Source organism: Ferruginibacter sp. SUN002, assembly GCF_050611725.1.
Lineage (GTDB): Bacteria > Bacteroidota > Bacteroidia > Chitinophagales > Chitinophagaceae > Ferruginibacter.
In genome coordinates this window covers 2,027,881-2,041,705 of record NZ_JBODJB010000001.1, presented here as the reverse complement: position 1 = coordinate 2,041,705, position 13,825 = coordinate 2,027,881, and the positions used below count along the sequence as shown (strand labels likewise).

The following is a 13,825-nucleotide window of genomic DNA, read 5'->3' as shown; positions in this document are numbered from 1 at the left end:
AGACGATGGTCCATGGTAGCCACTTTATAATTCAGACTATTGATTATTAACCATTGTCTATGGACTATCGACTATAAACTAACTATAGTACTCCTCTTTTAAAGCTTTCACTCTCTCATCCTCAAGATACTCATCATAGGTCATCAATCTGTCAATGATACCTTTAGGGGTGATCTCAATAATTCTGTCTGCCACTGTTTGCATGAATTGATGATCATGTGTTGTGAACAAAACAATACCCGGGAAAGTGATCATGCCATCATTAAATGCAGTGATGCTTTCAAGATCCAAGTGGTTTGTCGGTTCATCCAAAATTACAACATTCGGATTCTGCAACATCATCTTGCTCACCATACAACGCACTTTTTCTCCACCACTTAATACATTTGTTTTCTTCAATATTTCATCACCACTAAACAACATCTTACCTAAGAATCCACGTAAGAAATCTTCATCAACATCGGTAACATGTGGCGGTACGAATTGACGCAGCCAATCCATGAGGTTTAATGAACCTGTAAAGAATTCTGTATTATCGTTAGGTAGATAAGCACTAGTTATAGTAGTCCCCCATTCGTATGTACCTGAATCGGCCTTCATTTTTCCATTGATGATCTCGAAAAAAGAAGTTAATGCAACATGATCTCGACTAAGAAAAGCGATCTTTTGACCTTTTACTACATCAAAATTCACATCTTTAAAAAGAACACGTCCATCAAGGGTTTTAGACAATTTTTCTACCATTAAGATCTGGTTACCCACTTCTCTTTCCGGTTTGAAAATAATACCCGGATATTTTCTACTGCTTGGAGTAATATCTTCAAACACCAATTTATCCAAGGCCTTTTTACGGGAAGTAGCTTGCTTACTTTTACTTGCATTCGCACTGAAACGGGCAATAAACTCCAAAAGATCTTTCTTCTTCTCTTCCATCTTCTTGTTCTTATCAGTTGCTTGTCTTGCCGCTAATTGAGAACTCTCATACCAGAAAGTATAGTTACCTGTATAGATCTTGATCTTTTGCTTATCAACGTCTGCTACATGCGTACATACAGCATCTAAAAAGTGACGATCATGACTCACCACCAAAACAATATTCTCGTAATCGGCCAGGAAATTTTCCAACCAGCTGATCGTTTCTACGTCCAGGTTATTTGTAGGTTCATCCAGTAAAAGAATATCCGGATTTCCGAATAAAGCTTGTGCCAACAACACTCTTACTTTAATGTTACCGCCGATTTCTTTCATCAATAATTGATGTAATTCTTCCTTTACACCCAATTGATTTAAAAGTTGAGCCGCATCACTTTCTGCTGTATATCCACCCATTTCACCAAATTCATGCTCTAACTCCCCTGCTCTCATACCATCTGCTTCGCTGAAATCTTCTTTCAGATAGATGGCATCTTTTTCGATCATCAGATCCCACATTTTCTTATGCCCCATCATCACTGTATGTAAAACAGATAATTCATCAAACTCAAAATGGTTCTGTTTCAACACCGCCATACGTTCGCCGGGACTAATACTTACAGTCCCCTTATTGGCTTCAATTTCACCACTCAAAATTTTAAGGAAGGTAGATTTACCGGCTCCGTTTGCTCCGATCACACCATAGCAATTACCTTTTGTAAAACTGATGTTTACTTCGTCGAACAAAACCCTTTTACCGTAGGCTAACGTGACATTATTTACGCTTATCATAACTGTTAAAAAGTGTGCAAAGGTAATCAAAAGTGGCAGATAATTAAACGCAAATCTGATTCTGCATAGTAAAAGCGGCATTTCACACAGTTGCACCCATAGTCTTATGTAATTCATTTTAATCTTGCATCAACATCAAAAAGCAACTACAATTATGAAAAAAATCTTATTTATTGCATTGATAGCGGCCTGCAGCCTTGCAGCAAATGCACAAGACACAGCAAAAGTTGATGCTAAACTGACTGCCGCAACAGTATATTTCGGGTATGGAGCCGAACTCACACACGAAACCAAAGTGAACGTAAATAGCAACATAAAACAAATTGTTGTAAGTAAACTCAGTACAACTGTTGATATAAATAGTTTACAGATTAGTGTACCTGAGAATGTAGCCTTGCTGTCGCAAAAATTTAGTGTGATCTACCCTACTGTACCTTTTGTTACAAACCCGGCAGTAAAAATATTGCAGGACAGCATTGCTGCGATCAACAAGTTATTAAAACGGAACAGCAACCTGATCATGATAGAAGAACAAACACTTGAGAAAACAGGTAAATTGATAGAAGCTGTTATTGAGAATAATGATAACAATAAGATCAGTGCCGACGATGCATTAAAATTAGTAAACGCTTATAATGCTAAGATCGAAAAAGCAAAAACGAACATATTTAACCTTCGTGAAACCGAAACAGATTATTACAATAAAATTGCGGACTTCAATAAGAGAATTACCGAAGCGTCAAAATCTCCTGTAAAAGCAGAAAAACCTTATGGACAATTGATCATGCAGGTTATTTGTAAAAATAGCGGAGAGATACCTGTATCATTAAGTTATTTCACTAACAGTGCAGGATGGACGCCATTGTATGATGTTCGTGTAAATTCGAAAACAAATGAAATAAAATTAGTGTATAAAGCTTCTGTAACACAATCAACCGGCATTGACTGGAAACAAACCAAGCTGACATTAAGCACCGGCAGTCCCAGTCTTGGTGGTGTGGCTCCAATACTAAGCGCATGGTATCTTCAATTATATGTGCCGCAATTATATGCCGAAACGATCGTTACAGGATATGGATCCGCAAGAAAAGATGTTCGTAATAGTATTCAATCTACATATAACGACGACAAAAAACTGAGTGACTATAAACCTACAGCAGATCAATATGTTGAACCAAGTTCAATACAGGAATATATGACTTTAAAAGAAGGTCAACTTAATACTAATTTTGAAATTGACCTACCTTATGACATTGAATGTGACGGCCAGATTCATGCCGTAACGATCAAAGATGAAAAGATCAATGCGATCCTGAAAAACTATGCTGTTCCAAAACTGGATAAAGATGCATATTTATTAGCCGAAGTAGCAGACTGGCAAAACTTGGATCTGTTACCGGGTACAGCCAATATCATCATGGATAATACTTATCTGGGCAAATCATATATCGACCCTAACAGTACAGCCGATACATTGAATTTATCATTGGGAAGAGACAGAAGGGTTGCCATTAAACGTAATACTATTAAAACATTAACAACTACTAAAACAAATGGTAATACCACAAAGCAATCATTCACTTACGAGATCACTGTTAAAAACAATAAGTTGACTACAGTAGACTTATTACTTAAAGATCAATTCCCTTTAACCACGGACAAAGAACTTGAAATTAAATTGGACGATGACGGTGGCGCAATGGTAAATAAAGATCTTGGTGTACTTACATGGAAACTAGAATTAAAACCCGGCGAAAGCAAAAAAGTAAGATTTAGTTACACGGTTAAATATCCGAAGGATAAGAAAGTAGCTAACTTATAAACGAAAAGCCTCCTTAGCAGGAGGCTTTTTTAATACAAAAAACTAGCCTTACTTTTGCAGCATGTCAATAGTAACGCAACTACAGAAAAGTGTGATAGAAAGCTTATCAAGCTTATACAACCAATCATTTACAGAAAAGGATTTTCAGATAAATCAAACCAAGCCTGAGTTTGAAGGGGATTATACCGTTGTATTATTTTCTTTGGTTAAATCACTGAAATTATCTCCGGATACGATCGGCAATAGTTTGGGAGAACATCTTACTTCAAATTTTTCTGACACGTTTACAAAATTCAATATCATCAAAGGTTTTTTAAACCTCACTGTTGCAGATAATTACTGGACCTCATTATTGCAAAAAAACTATACGAGTGCCAGCTACGGAAAAAAAGAAAGCAATGGCAAAAGAGTAATGGTTGAATACTCCTCTCCCAATACCAACAAACCTTTGCATCTTGGTCATTTAAGAAATAACTTTTTAGGATGGAGTGTTGCTGAAATTTTAAAAGCCAATGGATATGATGTTGTAAAGAGTTGTATTGTAAACGACAGAGGTATTCATATTTGTAAAAGTATGATCGCATGGCAATTGTTTGCCAATGGCGCCACTCCTGAAAGCACAGGTATAAAAGGAGATCATTTAGTTGGTGATTATTATGTGATGTTTGAAAACGAATTAAAGAAACAAGCATCAGAATTAAAATCAAATGAAGCTGCCGGAGATTTTTCACATTACTCTACGCAGGAAGAAAGCAAGGCGAAAGAATTAAATGCGATATGCGATAAACTTAAGAGTGAAGATGCAAATAAGAATAACGAAAAGATCATTAAGGTCAATGATGAAATAAATGATATTAGAAGAGGGGCTACAGAAATAATGAAAGCTGCAAAACAAATGCTTTTTGATTGGGAAGATGGTAAACCTGAAGTAATTGAACTATGGAAGAAAATGAATGGCTGGGTATATGCCGGATTTGATATTACTTACAAAGCAATCGGTAGTGATTTTGATAAAACTTATTATGAAAGCAATACCTATTTATTAGGAAAAGATATTGTTCAACAAGGGCTCGATAAAAAAGTATTTTTCAAAAAAGAAGATGGCAGTATCTGGATCGATCTGACAGCAGAAGGTTTGGATGAAAAATTAGTGCAAAGAAAAGACGGCACTTCTGTTTACATAACCCAAGACATTGGTCTTGCTTTACAGAAATATGAAGAATACAACATTGATTACAATATTTATGTGATTGGTAATGAACAGAATTACCACATGAAGGTATTGCAATTGATCTGTCAGAAATTGGGAATACCGAATGCAGAAAATATCTACCACCTTAGTTACGGCATGGTTGAATTAACTACCGGTAAAATGAAGAGTCGTGAAGGTACTGTTGTAGATGCAGATGATATTGTTGAAGAAATGATCACTACATCTCAACAACATACCGAAGAGCTTGGCAAAGTAAAAGACTTTACACCTGAAGAACTAAAAGAACTATACAACACACTCGGTTTAGGTGCAATGAAATTTTATTTGCTAAGAGTCGACCCTAAAAAAACAATGGTATTTAATCCACAGGAAAGCATCGATTTCCATGGCTTTACGGGGCCATTCATACAATACACACATGCAAGGATCAAAAGTATTCTAAGGAAGAATACCATAGACCATGGACAATGGACCAAAGACCATGGACCATTACTACAATTAGAAAAAGAGCTCATTGTGTCACTCGAACAATACCCTACTACTATTGAAGATGCCTGCAAAGAATACAACCCGTCTGTCATTGCAAATTATCTCTTTAATCTGGCTAAGACATTCAATTCGTTTTATACAGAGCATTCCATTGCCAACGCAGAGAGTGACGACAAAAAGCAACTTCGTTTACAGTTATCTGTTATGGTCAGTAATGTTTTAAAAAGCGGCATGGAGTTATTGGGCATTAAAGTGCCGGAAAGAATGTAATTGTATTGTACAAATTGAGCCCATCGCACTAATTAGGAATTATTTAGTTTTAAAGATTTGACATTAAAGGCAATTATTTTTATCTTAGAGAATTCTCTTTTCGAAACAAACCTTTTTTATGAAACAGATCTCAACTCTTATCCTTAGCGGTATCATTTTGTTGCAACTTAGTTCATGCCTTAGCTCACAGGCTATTTCAAAAGCTACCTATATAATACATGAAGCCGTTTTTCTACCGAAAGAAAAAATCACAAATCTGGCTATTGTAGCAATGAGCCCCGAGGCTGATAAACCTACCTACCTCAGTATCGTAGAGAGACTTCAATCATCCCTTTCAGACAAGAAAATAAAAAGCAACCAATATGTTATTAATGCAGATACAAATGAAGATGTTGTAAGAAACGGCTTCAAAGAAACCAACCTCGACTATCAACTCACTATTTTTCCTATAAAAGATCAGTATGTTACAGATGAATTGAATAATCCAACACTTAGCAAACAAATGTACATTCTGGTACAAAAAAATTCAGGCGAAAAAATTGCCGAAATCTCCATTGGAATAGACCGTGACGAAAGTGCCTCAAAGCTTGGCAGTCAGATATCAGGAATAATATTTTCTTACCTCAAAAAGAAAGACCTCATTTAACCAATCATTCTTTTATCACCGTTGGGGCTCCCTCCGACATCCATGTAGCAAATACTTCGGAAAATTTCCAGTTATAGCCTGCATATAAAGAAGGCCTAGCAATGATGTATTCCAAACAATCAACTACATCGGCTTGTTTTATGTTTACCATGGTAGCAAAAAGCTTTTTGTCCTTATAAGTCCCCTTTTCTATTACCATATCCTGATTATCATTTTGAGCGATCATTGTATTGCCGGTATACTTCACTTCATCTACAAGCAAACCGATTGTGCTATCTTCTGCGGTTTTATTAGCAATAAATAACACATCATTTAGGCTCAACAATGGCGTTTCGTCAATTTTTGAAAAAGTAATAGCATGCCTGGCCACTTTGTATAAAATTCCATTATACAACCCCGGCAATTCTATCATTGTATATAAAAGATCTCCCTCTTTTGGAAGCCTTGATTTTTTTGCCGGTTTGATCGTGTAATAATAATAATCACCCTTGATCAAATTACATCTTCCACTCCCTATATCAATAGTATCAGTATCACCAGATACCCTTTTAGGCTTCAGGATACCAAGAGATTTTTCCTTTACAGATAAACCATCAGGCATAAGCACCTGAACAAGTTGTATGGAATCTCCCAGTGGAGTAATATAATCAGTGATCGGAAAGGCCATTGCAAACGAACTTTCATTCTGCGTCATCCCTATTTTACAAACCAATGATAGAAGTAACAGTAATTTATACCGCATAAAATAATTTTTATGTACGAATCTATTTATTTCAGCATGCATTGCAATCAGTACTGTTGGGTATTTCAGATAAAAAAGCTAGAATTAAGCTTTTATTATCATATTGATTTAAAACTTCATATTAAATTATTTAGACTAAAATGTGTATTTTTGACACACCGATAACGTTTGCATTGAGAAATTTGTAATAACAAATTGATTGACCGAATTTTAACATTGAATCAAATGGCAGTAAGAAAAATAACAAAAATAGGGGTAATGACTTCTGGCGGCGACTCTCCTGGCATGAATGCAGCAATTAGGGCGGTAGTACGTACAGGTAATTATTACGGATTGGAGGTTTTTGGAATCATGAGGGGATATCAGGGTTTAATTGATGATGATATCTTTAAAATGGACAACAAAAGTGTTGCCAACATCATACAACGAGGCGGCACTATTTTAAAGACCGCAAGATGTAAAGAATTCTTTGAATACGAAGGCCGCAAAAAAGCATACGAACACCTTAAAGCTCGTGGTATCAATGGTCTGGTGATCATTGGTGGAGACGGCTCTTTTAGAGGTGGCAAAAAATTCCACGAAGAATTTGATATTCCAAGTGTTGGTATTCCCGGAACGATCGACAGAGATATTGTTGGAACCGATTTTACTATTGGCTTTGATACGGCAGTAAATACAGCAGTTGAAGCCATTGATAAAATACGTGATACGATGGATGCTCACGACAGGATGTTCATCATTGAGGTAATGGGTAGAGATGCCGGCTTCATAGCATTGCACAGCGGTATCGCTACAGGTGCCGAAAACATTCTTATCCCCGAACGTAAAACTGATATCGATGCCATGATCATGGGATTGAAAGAAAAGGAAAAACGTAAAAAATTAGTTAACCTAATTGTTGTTGCAGAGGGTGATGAATTTGGTGGAGCCGAAGGCGTAAACAAGATCATTCAAAAACATTTACCGGATATGGACACACGTATTTGTGTGCTCGGTCATATACAAAGAGGCGGCTCTCCTACCTGTATAGACAGGGTGATTGCCAGCCGCATGGGTTACCACGCAGTTGAATGCCTCATCAATGGAAATATCAATATCATGATCGGTATCAAAGAAAACCGCATCAATCATACCCCTTTTGAAAAAGCGGCAAAACTAAAAACAAGAGTTAGCGACGAGTGGATGAAGATCGTCAAAATTCTTGCATCATAAAACAAACCAAAATACTAACGATCAACCATAAACGAAATTCATGAGTAAGCACATCAGTAAATACCTGCACCAGCAGATGGATAAACAGGCGGGTATTGCACATTCGCAAAAACGTACTAAAATTGTTGCAACAGTTGGACCTGCATGCAGCAGCTACGATAAATTATTGGAATTAGTAAAAGCCGGAGTCAATGTATTCCGGCTTAATTTTTCTCATGGTTCACATGAGGATAAAAAACAGGTAATAGATTGGATCAGATTGATCAATAAAAACGAACCTTATAACATCGCCATTCTGGGAGATCTTCAAGGACCAAAATTAAGAGTAGGCGAATTAGAAAACGGCAAAATTGATTTGGTTTCTGGCAACACATTTATTTTCACTACAGAAAAAATGGTAGGTACAAAAGACAGGATCTATGTATCGTACCCAATGCTTTCAACAGATGTAAAAGTTGGCGAACGTATTTTTTTGGATGATGGAAAAATGGAAGTAAAAGTTGAGGAGATCGTAAGCAATACAGAGGTAAAAGTTTCTGTTACATTGGGCGGAGTACTTACTCCTAAAAAAGGAGTTAATCTACCTGACTCTGCTTTATCCCAACCATCACTTACAGAAAAAGACATTGCAGATCTTGATTTCATCATCGAGCAAAACCTAGATTGGGTAGCACTTTCATTCGTAAGAAAAGCAATTGATATCATCGATCTTAAAAAACGTATTCAAAGCAAGAACAGTAAGATCAAAACAATCGCTAAAATAGAAATGCCTGAAGCTTTAAAGAATATCAGGGATATTATTATTGAAAGTGACGGTGTGATGATTGCACGTGGTGATCTTGGTGTAGAAGTACCTATTGAACAGGTTCCGCTGATACAAAAAGATCTAATCTTAAAATGTATGCACAGAGCAAAGCCCGTTATTGTGGCAACACAAATGATGGAGAGTATGCTTGATCGTACAAAACCAAACAGAAGTGAGGTAACCGACGTTGCAAACGCTGTTCTGGAAGGTGCCGATGCTGTAATGTTAAGTGGTGAAACCGCAACGGGCAGCTACCCTACCCTTGTAGTAGAAACAATGAGTAAAATCATTATGGAAGTTGAACGCAATGCTTACGATTACGACAGAGATGATGTATTAGCTCCTCAGCCACATTCACCTTCTTTCCTTAGCGATGCTTTATGCGATAGTGCCTGTAACCTTGCAAAAGATCTTCAGGCCAATGCACTAATTGGTATGACACAAAGCGGATACACCGGTTTTATGTTGAGTAGTTACCGACCAAAAGCCCCCTTATATATTTTCAGTAAAGAACGTACACTCATTAATCAACTTAGTTTAAGCTGGGGCGTAAGGGCTATTTTTTATGATGAAGAAATTACATTGGATGATATCTTTTTCGATCAGATAAATATTCTTAAAGAAAGAGGATTTATTAAGAAAGGAGATATTGTGGTAAATACAGGCAGTACGCCAATTCAAGACCATTTACCTACTAACATGTTGAAAGTCACCCAAGTAGATTAATTTCTGCTAGTTAACGTATACACAAAAAAAAAGGGGCCCGTTCATAGAAATGAAAGCCCTTTTTTTATTACTAAAATATTCTCTACTATTAACGGTATAAAGCTAAAATTATTGCGGCAATAGTATTTTAATGCTATAATTACCATTATCTGATCAAATATCCTTGCCTTGCATATACTTCAATAAATTGCGTTTAGCGCCGTTCTTTATCTTGTTTTGAAAAAAAGAATTCCACCCAAAAAGCGTTCCACTAAGTCCTAATGCCTGCTTACTCCATTTATGCAGACTGAAAGCATCACTGTGCTCTATGATCTTGCCATCTGCAAAACGCATATTAGCTTTTATCCTGTTCACTACCCTTCTACCGGTCTTTGAAAAAGTATAAGTAGCCACCCAATCACAGGTAGCATATTCATTATCCAATTCTGTAATATTATCAAATGTCAGCGAAAAATCCTTTGCATGCTTACAGAGCATTTCCCACATACATTTCACTTCATACTGCCTCAGTAATCCGAATACAGGGTCAAAGAAAACGATGTCATCACTATAACAACTATTCATTGCTTCCGCATCTAATTTTTGAAAAGCTGTATAAAATTTTTCTACCAGCTGTATATTGGTAAGCATATGATCTTAATTTGAAATGAATATTATGTCCGGCAAAAGGGACGCTAATATAGTTGTATATCTTTAAATGAAGTAAATTTTATAAACTGTATTTCCAATAACGACTACCGTTTTATCTTGCTTGTTATATATTTATACTACAATTCAGATCATGTTAAACACTCCTCTTCCATCAATATCGCAAATAGAAACCGAACGGTTAATATTAAGACCTCTAATCCATGAGGATGACTCGGCAATTCTTTTTATCAGATCTAACGATATTGTAAACAGGTATATCGACAGACCTAAATCTATTACAATAGAAGATGCTCGTAATTTTATTATAAGAATAGAAAAGATGACTGAAAGAAATGAAGGACTTTATAGAGCAATCATTCTTAAAGAAACCGGTGAACTGATTGGCACCACTTGTTATTTTAACATAGATCATGTAAAAGGGATTGCCGAGATCGGTTACGAGTTGCATCCCGACCATCATGGTAAGGGGCTTATGCAAGAGGCTATTAGAGAAATGCTTTCTGTGGGTTTCAAACAATTCAATTTTAAAACAATTGTTGCAATGGTTTTTCCTGAAAATGAACGATCAATAAAAGTTTTAGAAAGAAATAATTTCCTTCCGGATACTACACATCAATATGTAACTGAAAAAACGAACGAACAGTTGCAGGCATATTATTTATTGACCGATAGCTTTAAATAAAAAGCCCCCTGATAAATATCAGAGGGCTCTCACTATATTTTAGTGTAACATGAAAACAATTGAAAGATTAGAAGCTGTAAACAACTGCTAATACTGCAGAAGCAGTGCTCTTGGTATCAGATCCATTAGCTTTATAATACAAACCATTTTCACTTGCATTATCTAAACGTAATTCAGGAATGAAAGTTAAACCACCCACTTTGTAGTTTCCAGACAAAGTAAGACCAAAAATGTTGTTACCACCATCAGTACCATCACCATAAACTTTGATACCGTTTTTATCACCAAAGTATTCAGCACGTAATGCTAAACCAAATGAGCTACAAACTGCATAGTTACCATATAAAGCAGCACCATACCAGCTATAAGATTTATCATCAGGAATGCTTTTAATGCTTTGTAAAGTACCATCAAAACCTAAGCTGAATTTTGGATCTACAGTATATGAAGCAGTTAAGCCAACTTGGTTAAGACTAGCTGCATACGGCATAGATTTTTTAGCACCGAAATATCCTGCATAGTTCAAATAAACAGACCCTTTGCTGAAAGTTTTACTAACCTGAGCAAGTAATGTTTTTGGAGCATCTCCATCAGAAGGATCAGTAACATCGATTGGATTAGCAACACCAACCATTGCTCCTACACCATCACCTAAGTTAAAATCAGCTTTCAAACCTGTGTGAGAGAAAGGACCATTAGTGAACATGTAAGACATTGTGTAGTTTTTGTTCACTTGAGGATCTAATACTTCATATCCTACGTGAGTCGCCCATTTACCTGCAGTTAATTTTACTTTATCGCTGATTGAATAGTAAACATAAGCTTGTTTAACAGCTAATAAAGTTCCTTCATCAGCATAAGAAAATTCTTCTGCTTTCGGACCAAATCCCAGATCAGCTACAGCACCCACTTTACCCATAGTATGTTCAAATTTAACTGAAGCCATACCGAAGTTGAAAGTACTTTGTTCGCTAACAAAGCTAGTGCTGCTGTTGTTGCCTAAAGTACCGCCATCAGGATTATTATCAAAATTGTAACGATAGTAAGCGTCAACAGATCCTGTAATTTTCGTTTGTGCGTTTACGGCATTCATACAAAGCAATGCAGCCAACACTGAAAAGGAAAGTTTTTTTGTCATTGTCATAATTATAGTTTTTGGTTAGTTAAATAAGAGGGATTGTGGACTAGACAATCCCCCTTTTTTTGCAAAAATAATGTTAGGTTGTTTTTAATATGTACTTACTTATCAACAAGTCTTGATAAATAAATTAGCTTACTGATTTTTCAACTAAACCAGAATCAGTTTTTACCAGCAAAGTACCTTGTACATATTTTTCATCATGCTGAGAAGCATCCAAGCCTTCTTCTTCCTCTTCTTCGGTTACACGTAACGGTAAGATGAAATTGATTAATTTAAATAAAATAAAAGCAACTATGAAGCTATAAGTAACAGACAACAACATACCTTTTACTTGGATAAGAAATTGTCCGTCTAATACTAAAGAGTTTACATTTTTATCTCCGAAAACACCTGTCAACAACATACCGGTGATACCACCTAAACCGTGACAAGCAAATACATCTAAAGGATCGTCTAATTTTGTTTTGTGTTTCAGGAATTCTGCAACCAAGTTAGAAACGATTGCAGCAATAAATCCTATGAACAAAGCTTGAGGCACACCAACAAAACCTGCAGCAGGTGTGATGGCAACAAGACCAACAACAGCACCGATACAGAAACCAAGTACAGATGGTTTTTTGCCTCTAAATACATCTAAGAACATCCAAGCCAAACCAGCAGCAGCAGCAGCAGTATTAGTAGTAGCAAAAGCATAAACTGCTAATGAACCCGAACCAACAGCACTACCTGCGTTGAAACCGAACCAACCGAACCAAAGCAAACCGGTACCGATCAATACATAAGGAATATTAGCCGCCGGAACTGCCGGAGTACCTGCAGCTACTGAACGACGACGTTTTAAAACAATAGCACCTGCTAAAGCGGCCATACCAGCAGAAATGTGTACTACGGTACCACCTGCAAAGTCTAATACACCCCAGTTAAACATCAATCCATCAGGATGCCATGCCATATGCGCTAAAGGAGCATATATTAACACTGCAAATAAAACAATAAATAAAGTATAAGAGCTAAAACGGATACGTTCAGCTACGGCCCCTACTACAAGACCCGGAGTAATGATCGCAAACATCAATTGAAAAAATGCAAATAGTGGTAAAGGAATAGTTGCAGCTAAAGACCATGGTTCGCCGTTCATTACATTCTTAAACATAAAGAATGTTGAAGGGTTACCGATAAATCCACCGGTAATAACTTTACCTGTAGCATCCTTAACTACACCAATTGAATCGCCAAAACAAAGACTGAATTGTACAACCACCCATAGTACTGAAATAATACCTGCAGCAACTGTACTTTTGATCATTGTAGAAAGTACGTTCTTACGTGCCACCATACCGCCATAGAAAAAGGCAAGAGCCGGTGTCATTAAGAATACAAATGCACAAGACACCAACATCCAGGCAATATCGCCACTATTGTAGGTGTACTTAGGAACTTTAGCTTCATCAACCACAGAAGCCGGATCAAATGAGGCACCTGGGGCTACAAAGATCGCTCCGATTACTACTGCCAGCAGAATCAGAAAGGGAGTCACATTTTTGATTGATTGTTTACTCATATCAGTTGTTTTTTAGTGAAGGAATCAACATATCAATAATTTAAATTATATATGTTGTTAAAACAAAAATACAATCAAAAACTCATTCGACAATCAAAAAAAACAAATTAATATTTTTTTAATATTAATTTTTTATATACATTTTTATAAATATTTGTGCT

11 protein-coding genes are annotated in these 13,825 nt (G+C 36.4%); 6 read left to right on the top strand and 5 right to left on the bottom strand.

All coding sequences use genetic code 11. The features are described from left to right. Positions 1 to 78: 78 nt before the first annotated feature. Positions 79 to 1,704, bottom strand: a complete 1,626-nt coding sequence (locus ACQ33O_RS09195) for an ABC-F family ATP-binding cassette domain-containing protein (protein WP_430995277.1) — start codon at positions 1,702 to 1,704, stop codon at positions 79 to 81. Positions 1,705 to 1,858: 154 nt separating this feature from the next. Here ACQ33O_RS09195 and ACQ33O_RS09190 point away from each other — a divergent pair, with 154 nt between their 5' ends. The 3 genes from ACQ33O_RS09190 to ACQ33O_RS09180 all read left to right on the top strand — a co-directional run bounded on the left by ACQ33O_RS09190 (position 1,859) and on the right by ACQ33O_RS09180 (position 6,144). Next, the gene (locus ACQ33O_RS09190) at positions 1,859 to 3,526 is read left to right on the top strand and encodes a DUF4139 domain-containing protein (RefSeq protein WP_430995276.1); all 1,668 of its coding nucleotides are present in this window, start codon (positions 1,859 to 1,861) and stop codon (positions 3,524 to 3,526) included. Between the two features lie 61 nt (positions 3,527 to 3,587). Continuing rightward, the gene (gene argS / locus ACQ33O_RS09185; protein WP_430995275.1) at positions 3,588 to 5,498 is read left to right on the top strand and encodes an arginine--tRNA ligase; all 1,911 of its coding nucleotides are present in this window, start codon (positions 3,588 to 3,590) and stop codon (positions 5,496 to 5,498) included. A 118-nt stretch (positions 5,499 to 5,616) separates the two neighbouring features. After that, a complete protein-coding gene (locus tag ACQ33O_RS09180; RefSeq protein WP_430995274.1) occupies positions 5,617 to 6,144 on the top strand; it encodes a hypothetical protein in 528 nt (175 codons plus the stop codon). A gap of 4 nt (positions 6,145 to 6,148) precedes the next feature. Here ACQ33O_RS09180 and ACQ33O_RS09175 read toward each other — a convergent pair whose 3' ends face one another. After that, entirely contained in the window at positions 6,149 to 6,886 is a 738-nt protein-coding gene (locus tag ACQ33O_RS09175; protein WP_430995273.1) for a hypothetical protein, read from the bottom strand. Positions 6,887 to 7,111: 225 nt separating this feature from the next. On the opposite strand from ACQ33O_RS09175, the gene pfkA reads away from it, so the two are divergent. Further along, positions 7,112 to 8,098, top strand: coding sequence for a 6-phosphofructokinase (pfkA, locus tag ACQ33O_RS09170; protein ID WP_430995272.1), 987 nt, complete (start codon positions 7,112 to 7,114; stop codon positions 8,096 to 8,098). Positions 8,099 to 8,138: 40 nt separating this feature from the next. Continuing rightward, positions 8,139 to 9,629: a pyruvate kinase gene (pyk, locus tag ACQ33O_RS09165; RefSeq protein WP_430995271.1), complete on the top strand. Its 1,491-nt coding sequence runs from the start codon at positions 8,139 to 8,141 to the stop codon at positions 9,627 to 9,629. Positions 9,630 to 9,782: 153 nt separating this feature from the next. Here pyk and ACQ33O_RS09160 read toward each other — a convergent pair whose 3' ends face one another. After that, positions 9,783 to 10,259 (bottom strand): nuclear transport factor 2 family protein, encoded by a 477-nt coding sequence (locus ACQ33O_RS09160; RefSeq protein WP_430995270.1) that lies wholly within the window; start codon positions 10,257 to 10,259, stop codon positions 9,783 to 9,785. 151 nt (positions 10,260 to 10,410) lie between these two features. Between ACQ33O_RS09160 and ACQ33O_RS09155 the strand changes: the two genes are divergently transcribed. After that, complete coding sequence (locus tag ACQ33O_RS09155; protein WP_430995269.1) at positions 10,411 to 10,962, top strand: GNAT family N-acetyltransferase; 552 nt, start codon at positions 10,411 to 10,413, stop codon at positions 10,960 to 10,962. Between the two features lie 67 nt (positions 10,963 to 11,029). Here the strand turns inward: ACQ33O_RS09155 and ACQ33O_RS09150 are convergent, their stop codons facing one another. Both ACQ33O_RS09150 and ACQ33O_RS09145 read right to left on the bottom strand, forming a co-directional pair. Then, on the bottom strand, positions 11,030 to 12,106 hold the full coding sequence (locus ACQ33O_RS09150) for an outer membrane beta-barrel protein (RefSeq protein WP_430995268.1): 1,077 nt from the start codon (positions 12,104 to 12,106) through the stop codon (positions 11,030 to 11,032). Positions 12,107 to 12,230: 124 nt separating this feature from the next. Further along, a complete protein-coding gene (locus ACQ33O_RS09145) occupies positions 12,231 to 13,664 on the bottom strand; it encodes an ammonium transporter (protein WP_430995267.1) in 1,434 nt (477 codons plus the stop codon). Positions 13,665 to 13,825: the final 161 nt, after the last annotated feature.

Excerpts from the sequence above, each read along its gene's own strand:
- ACQ33O_RS09195 (WP_430995277.1), bottom strand. The coding sequence starts at position 1,704 with ATGATAAGCGTAAATAATGTCACGTTAGCCTACGGTAAAAGGGTTTTG.
- ACQ33O_RS09190 (WP_430995276.1), top strand. The coding sequence starts at position 1,859 with ATGAAAAAAATCTTATTTATTGCATTGATAGCGGCCTGCAGCCTTGCA.
- argS (WP_430995275.1), top strand. The coding sequence starts at position 3,588 with ATGTCAATAGTAACGCAACTACAGAAAAGTGTGATAGAAAGCTTATCA.
- ACQ33O_RS09180 (WP_430995274.1), top strand. The coding sequence starts at position 5,617 with ATGAAACAGATCTCAACTCTTATCCTTAGCGGTATCATTTTGTTGCAA.
- ACQ33O_RS09175 (WP_430995273.1), bottom strand. The coding sequence starts at position 6,886 with ATGCGGTATAAATTACTGTTACTTCTATCATTGGTTTGTAAAATAGGG.
- pfkA (WP_430995272.1), top strand. The coding sequence starts at position 7,112 with ATGGCAGTAAGAAAAATAACAAAAATAGGGGTAATGACTTCTGGCGGC.
- pyk (WP_430995271.1), top strand. The coding sequence starts at position 8,139 with ATGAGTAAGCACATCAGTAAATACCTGCACCAGCAGATGGATAAACAG.
- ACQ33O_RS09160 (WP_430995270.1), bottom strand. The coding sequence starts at position 10,259 with ATGCTTACCAATATACAGCTGGTAGAAAAATTTTATACAGCTTTTCAA.
- ACQ33O_RS09155 (WP_430995269.1), top strand. The coding sequence starts at position 10,411 with ATGTTAAACACTCCTCTTCCATCAATATCGCAAATAGAAACCGAACGG.
- ACQ33O_RS09150 (WP_430995268.1), bottom strand. The coding sequence starts at position 12,106 with ATGACAATGACAAAAAAACTTTCCTTTTCAGTGTTGGCTGCATTGCTT.
- ACQ33O_RS09145 (WP_430995267.1), bottom strand. The coding sequence starts at position 13,664 with ATGAGTAAACAATCAATCAAAAATGTGACTCCCTTTCTGATTCTGCTG.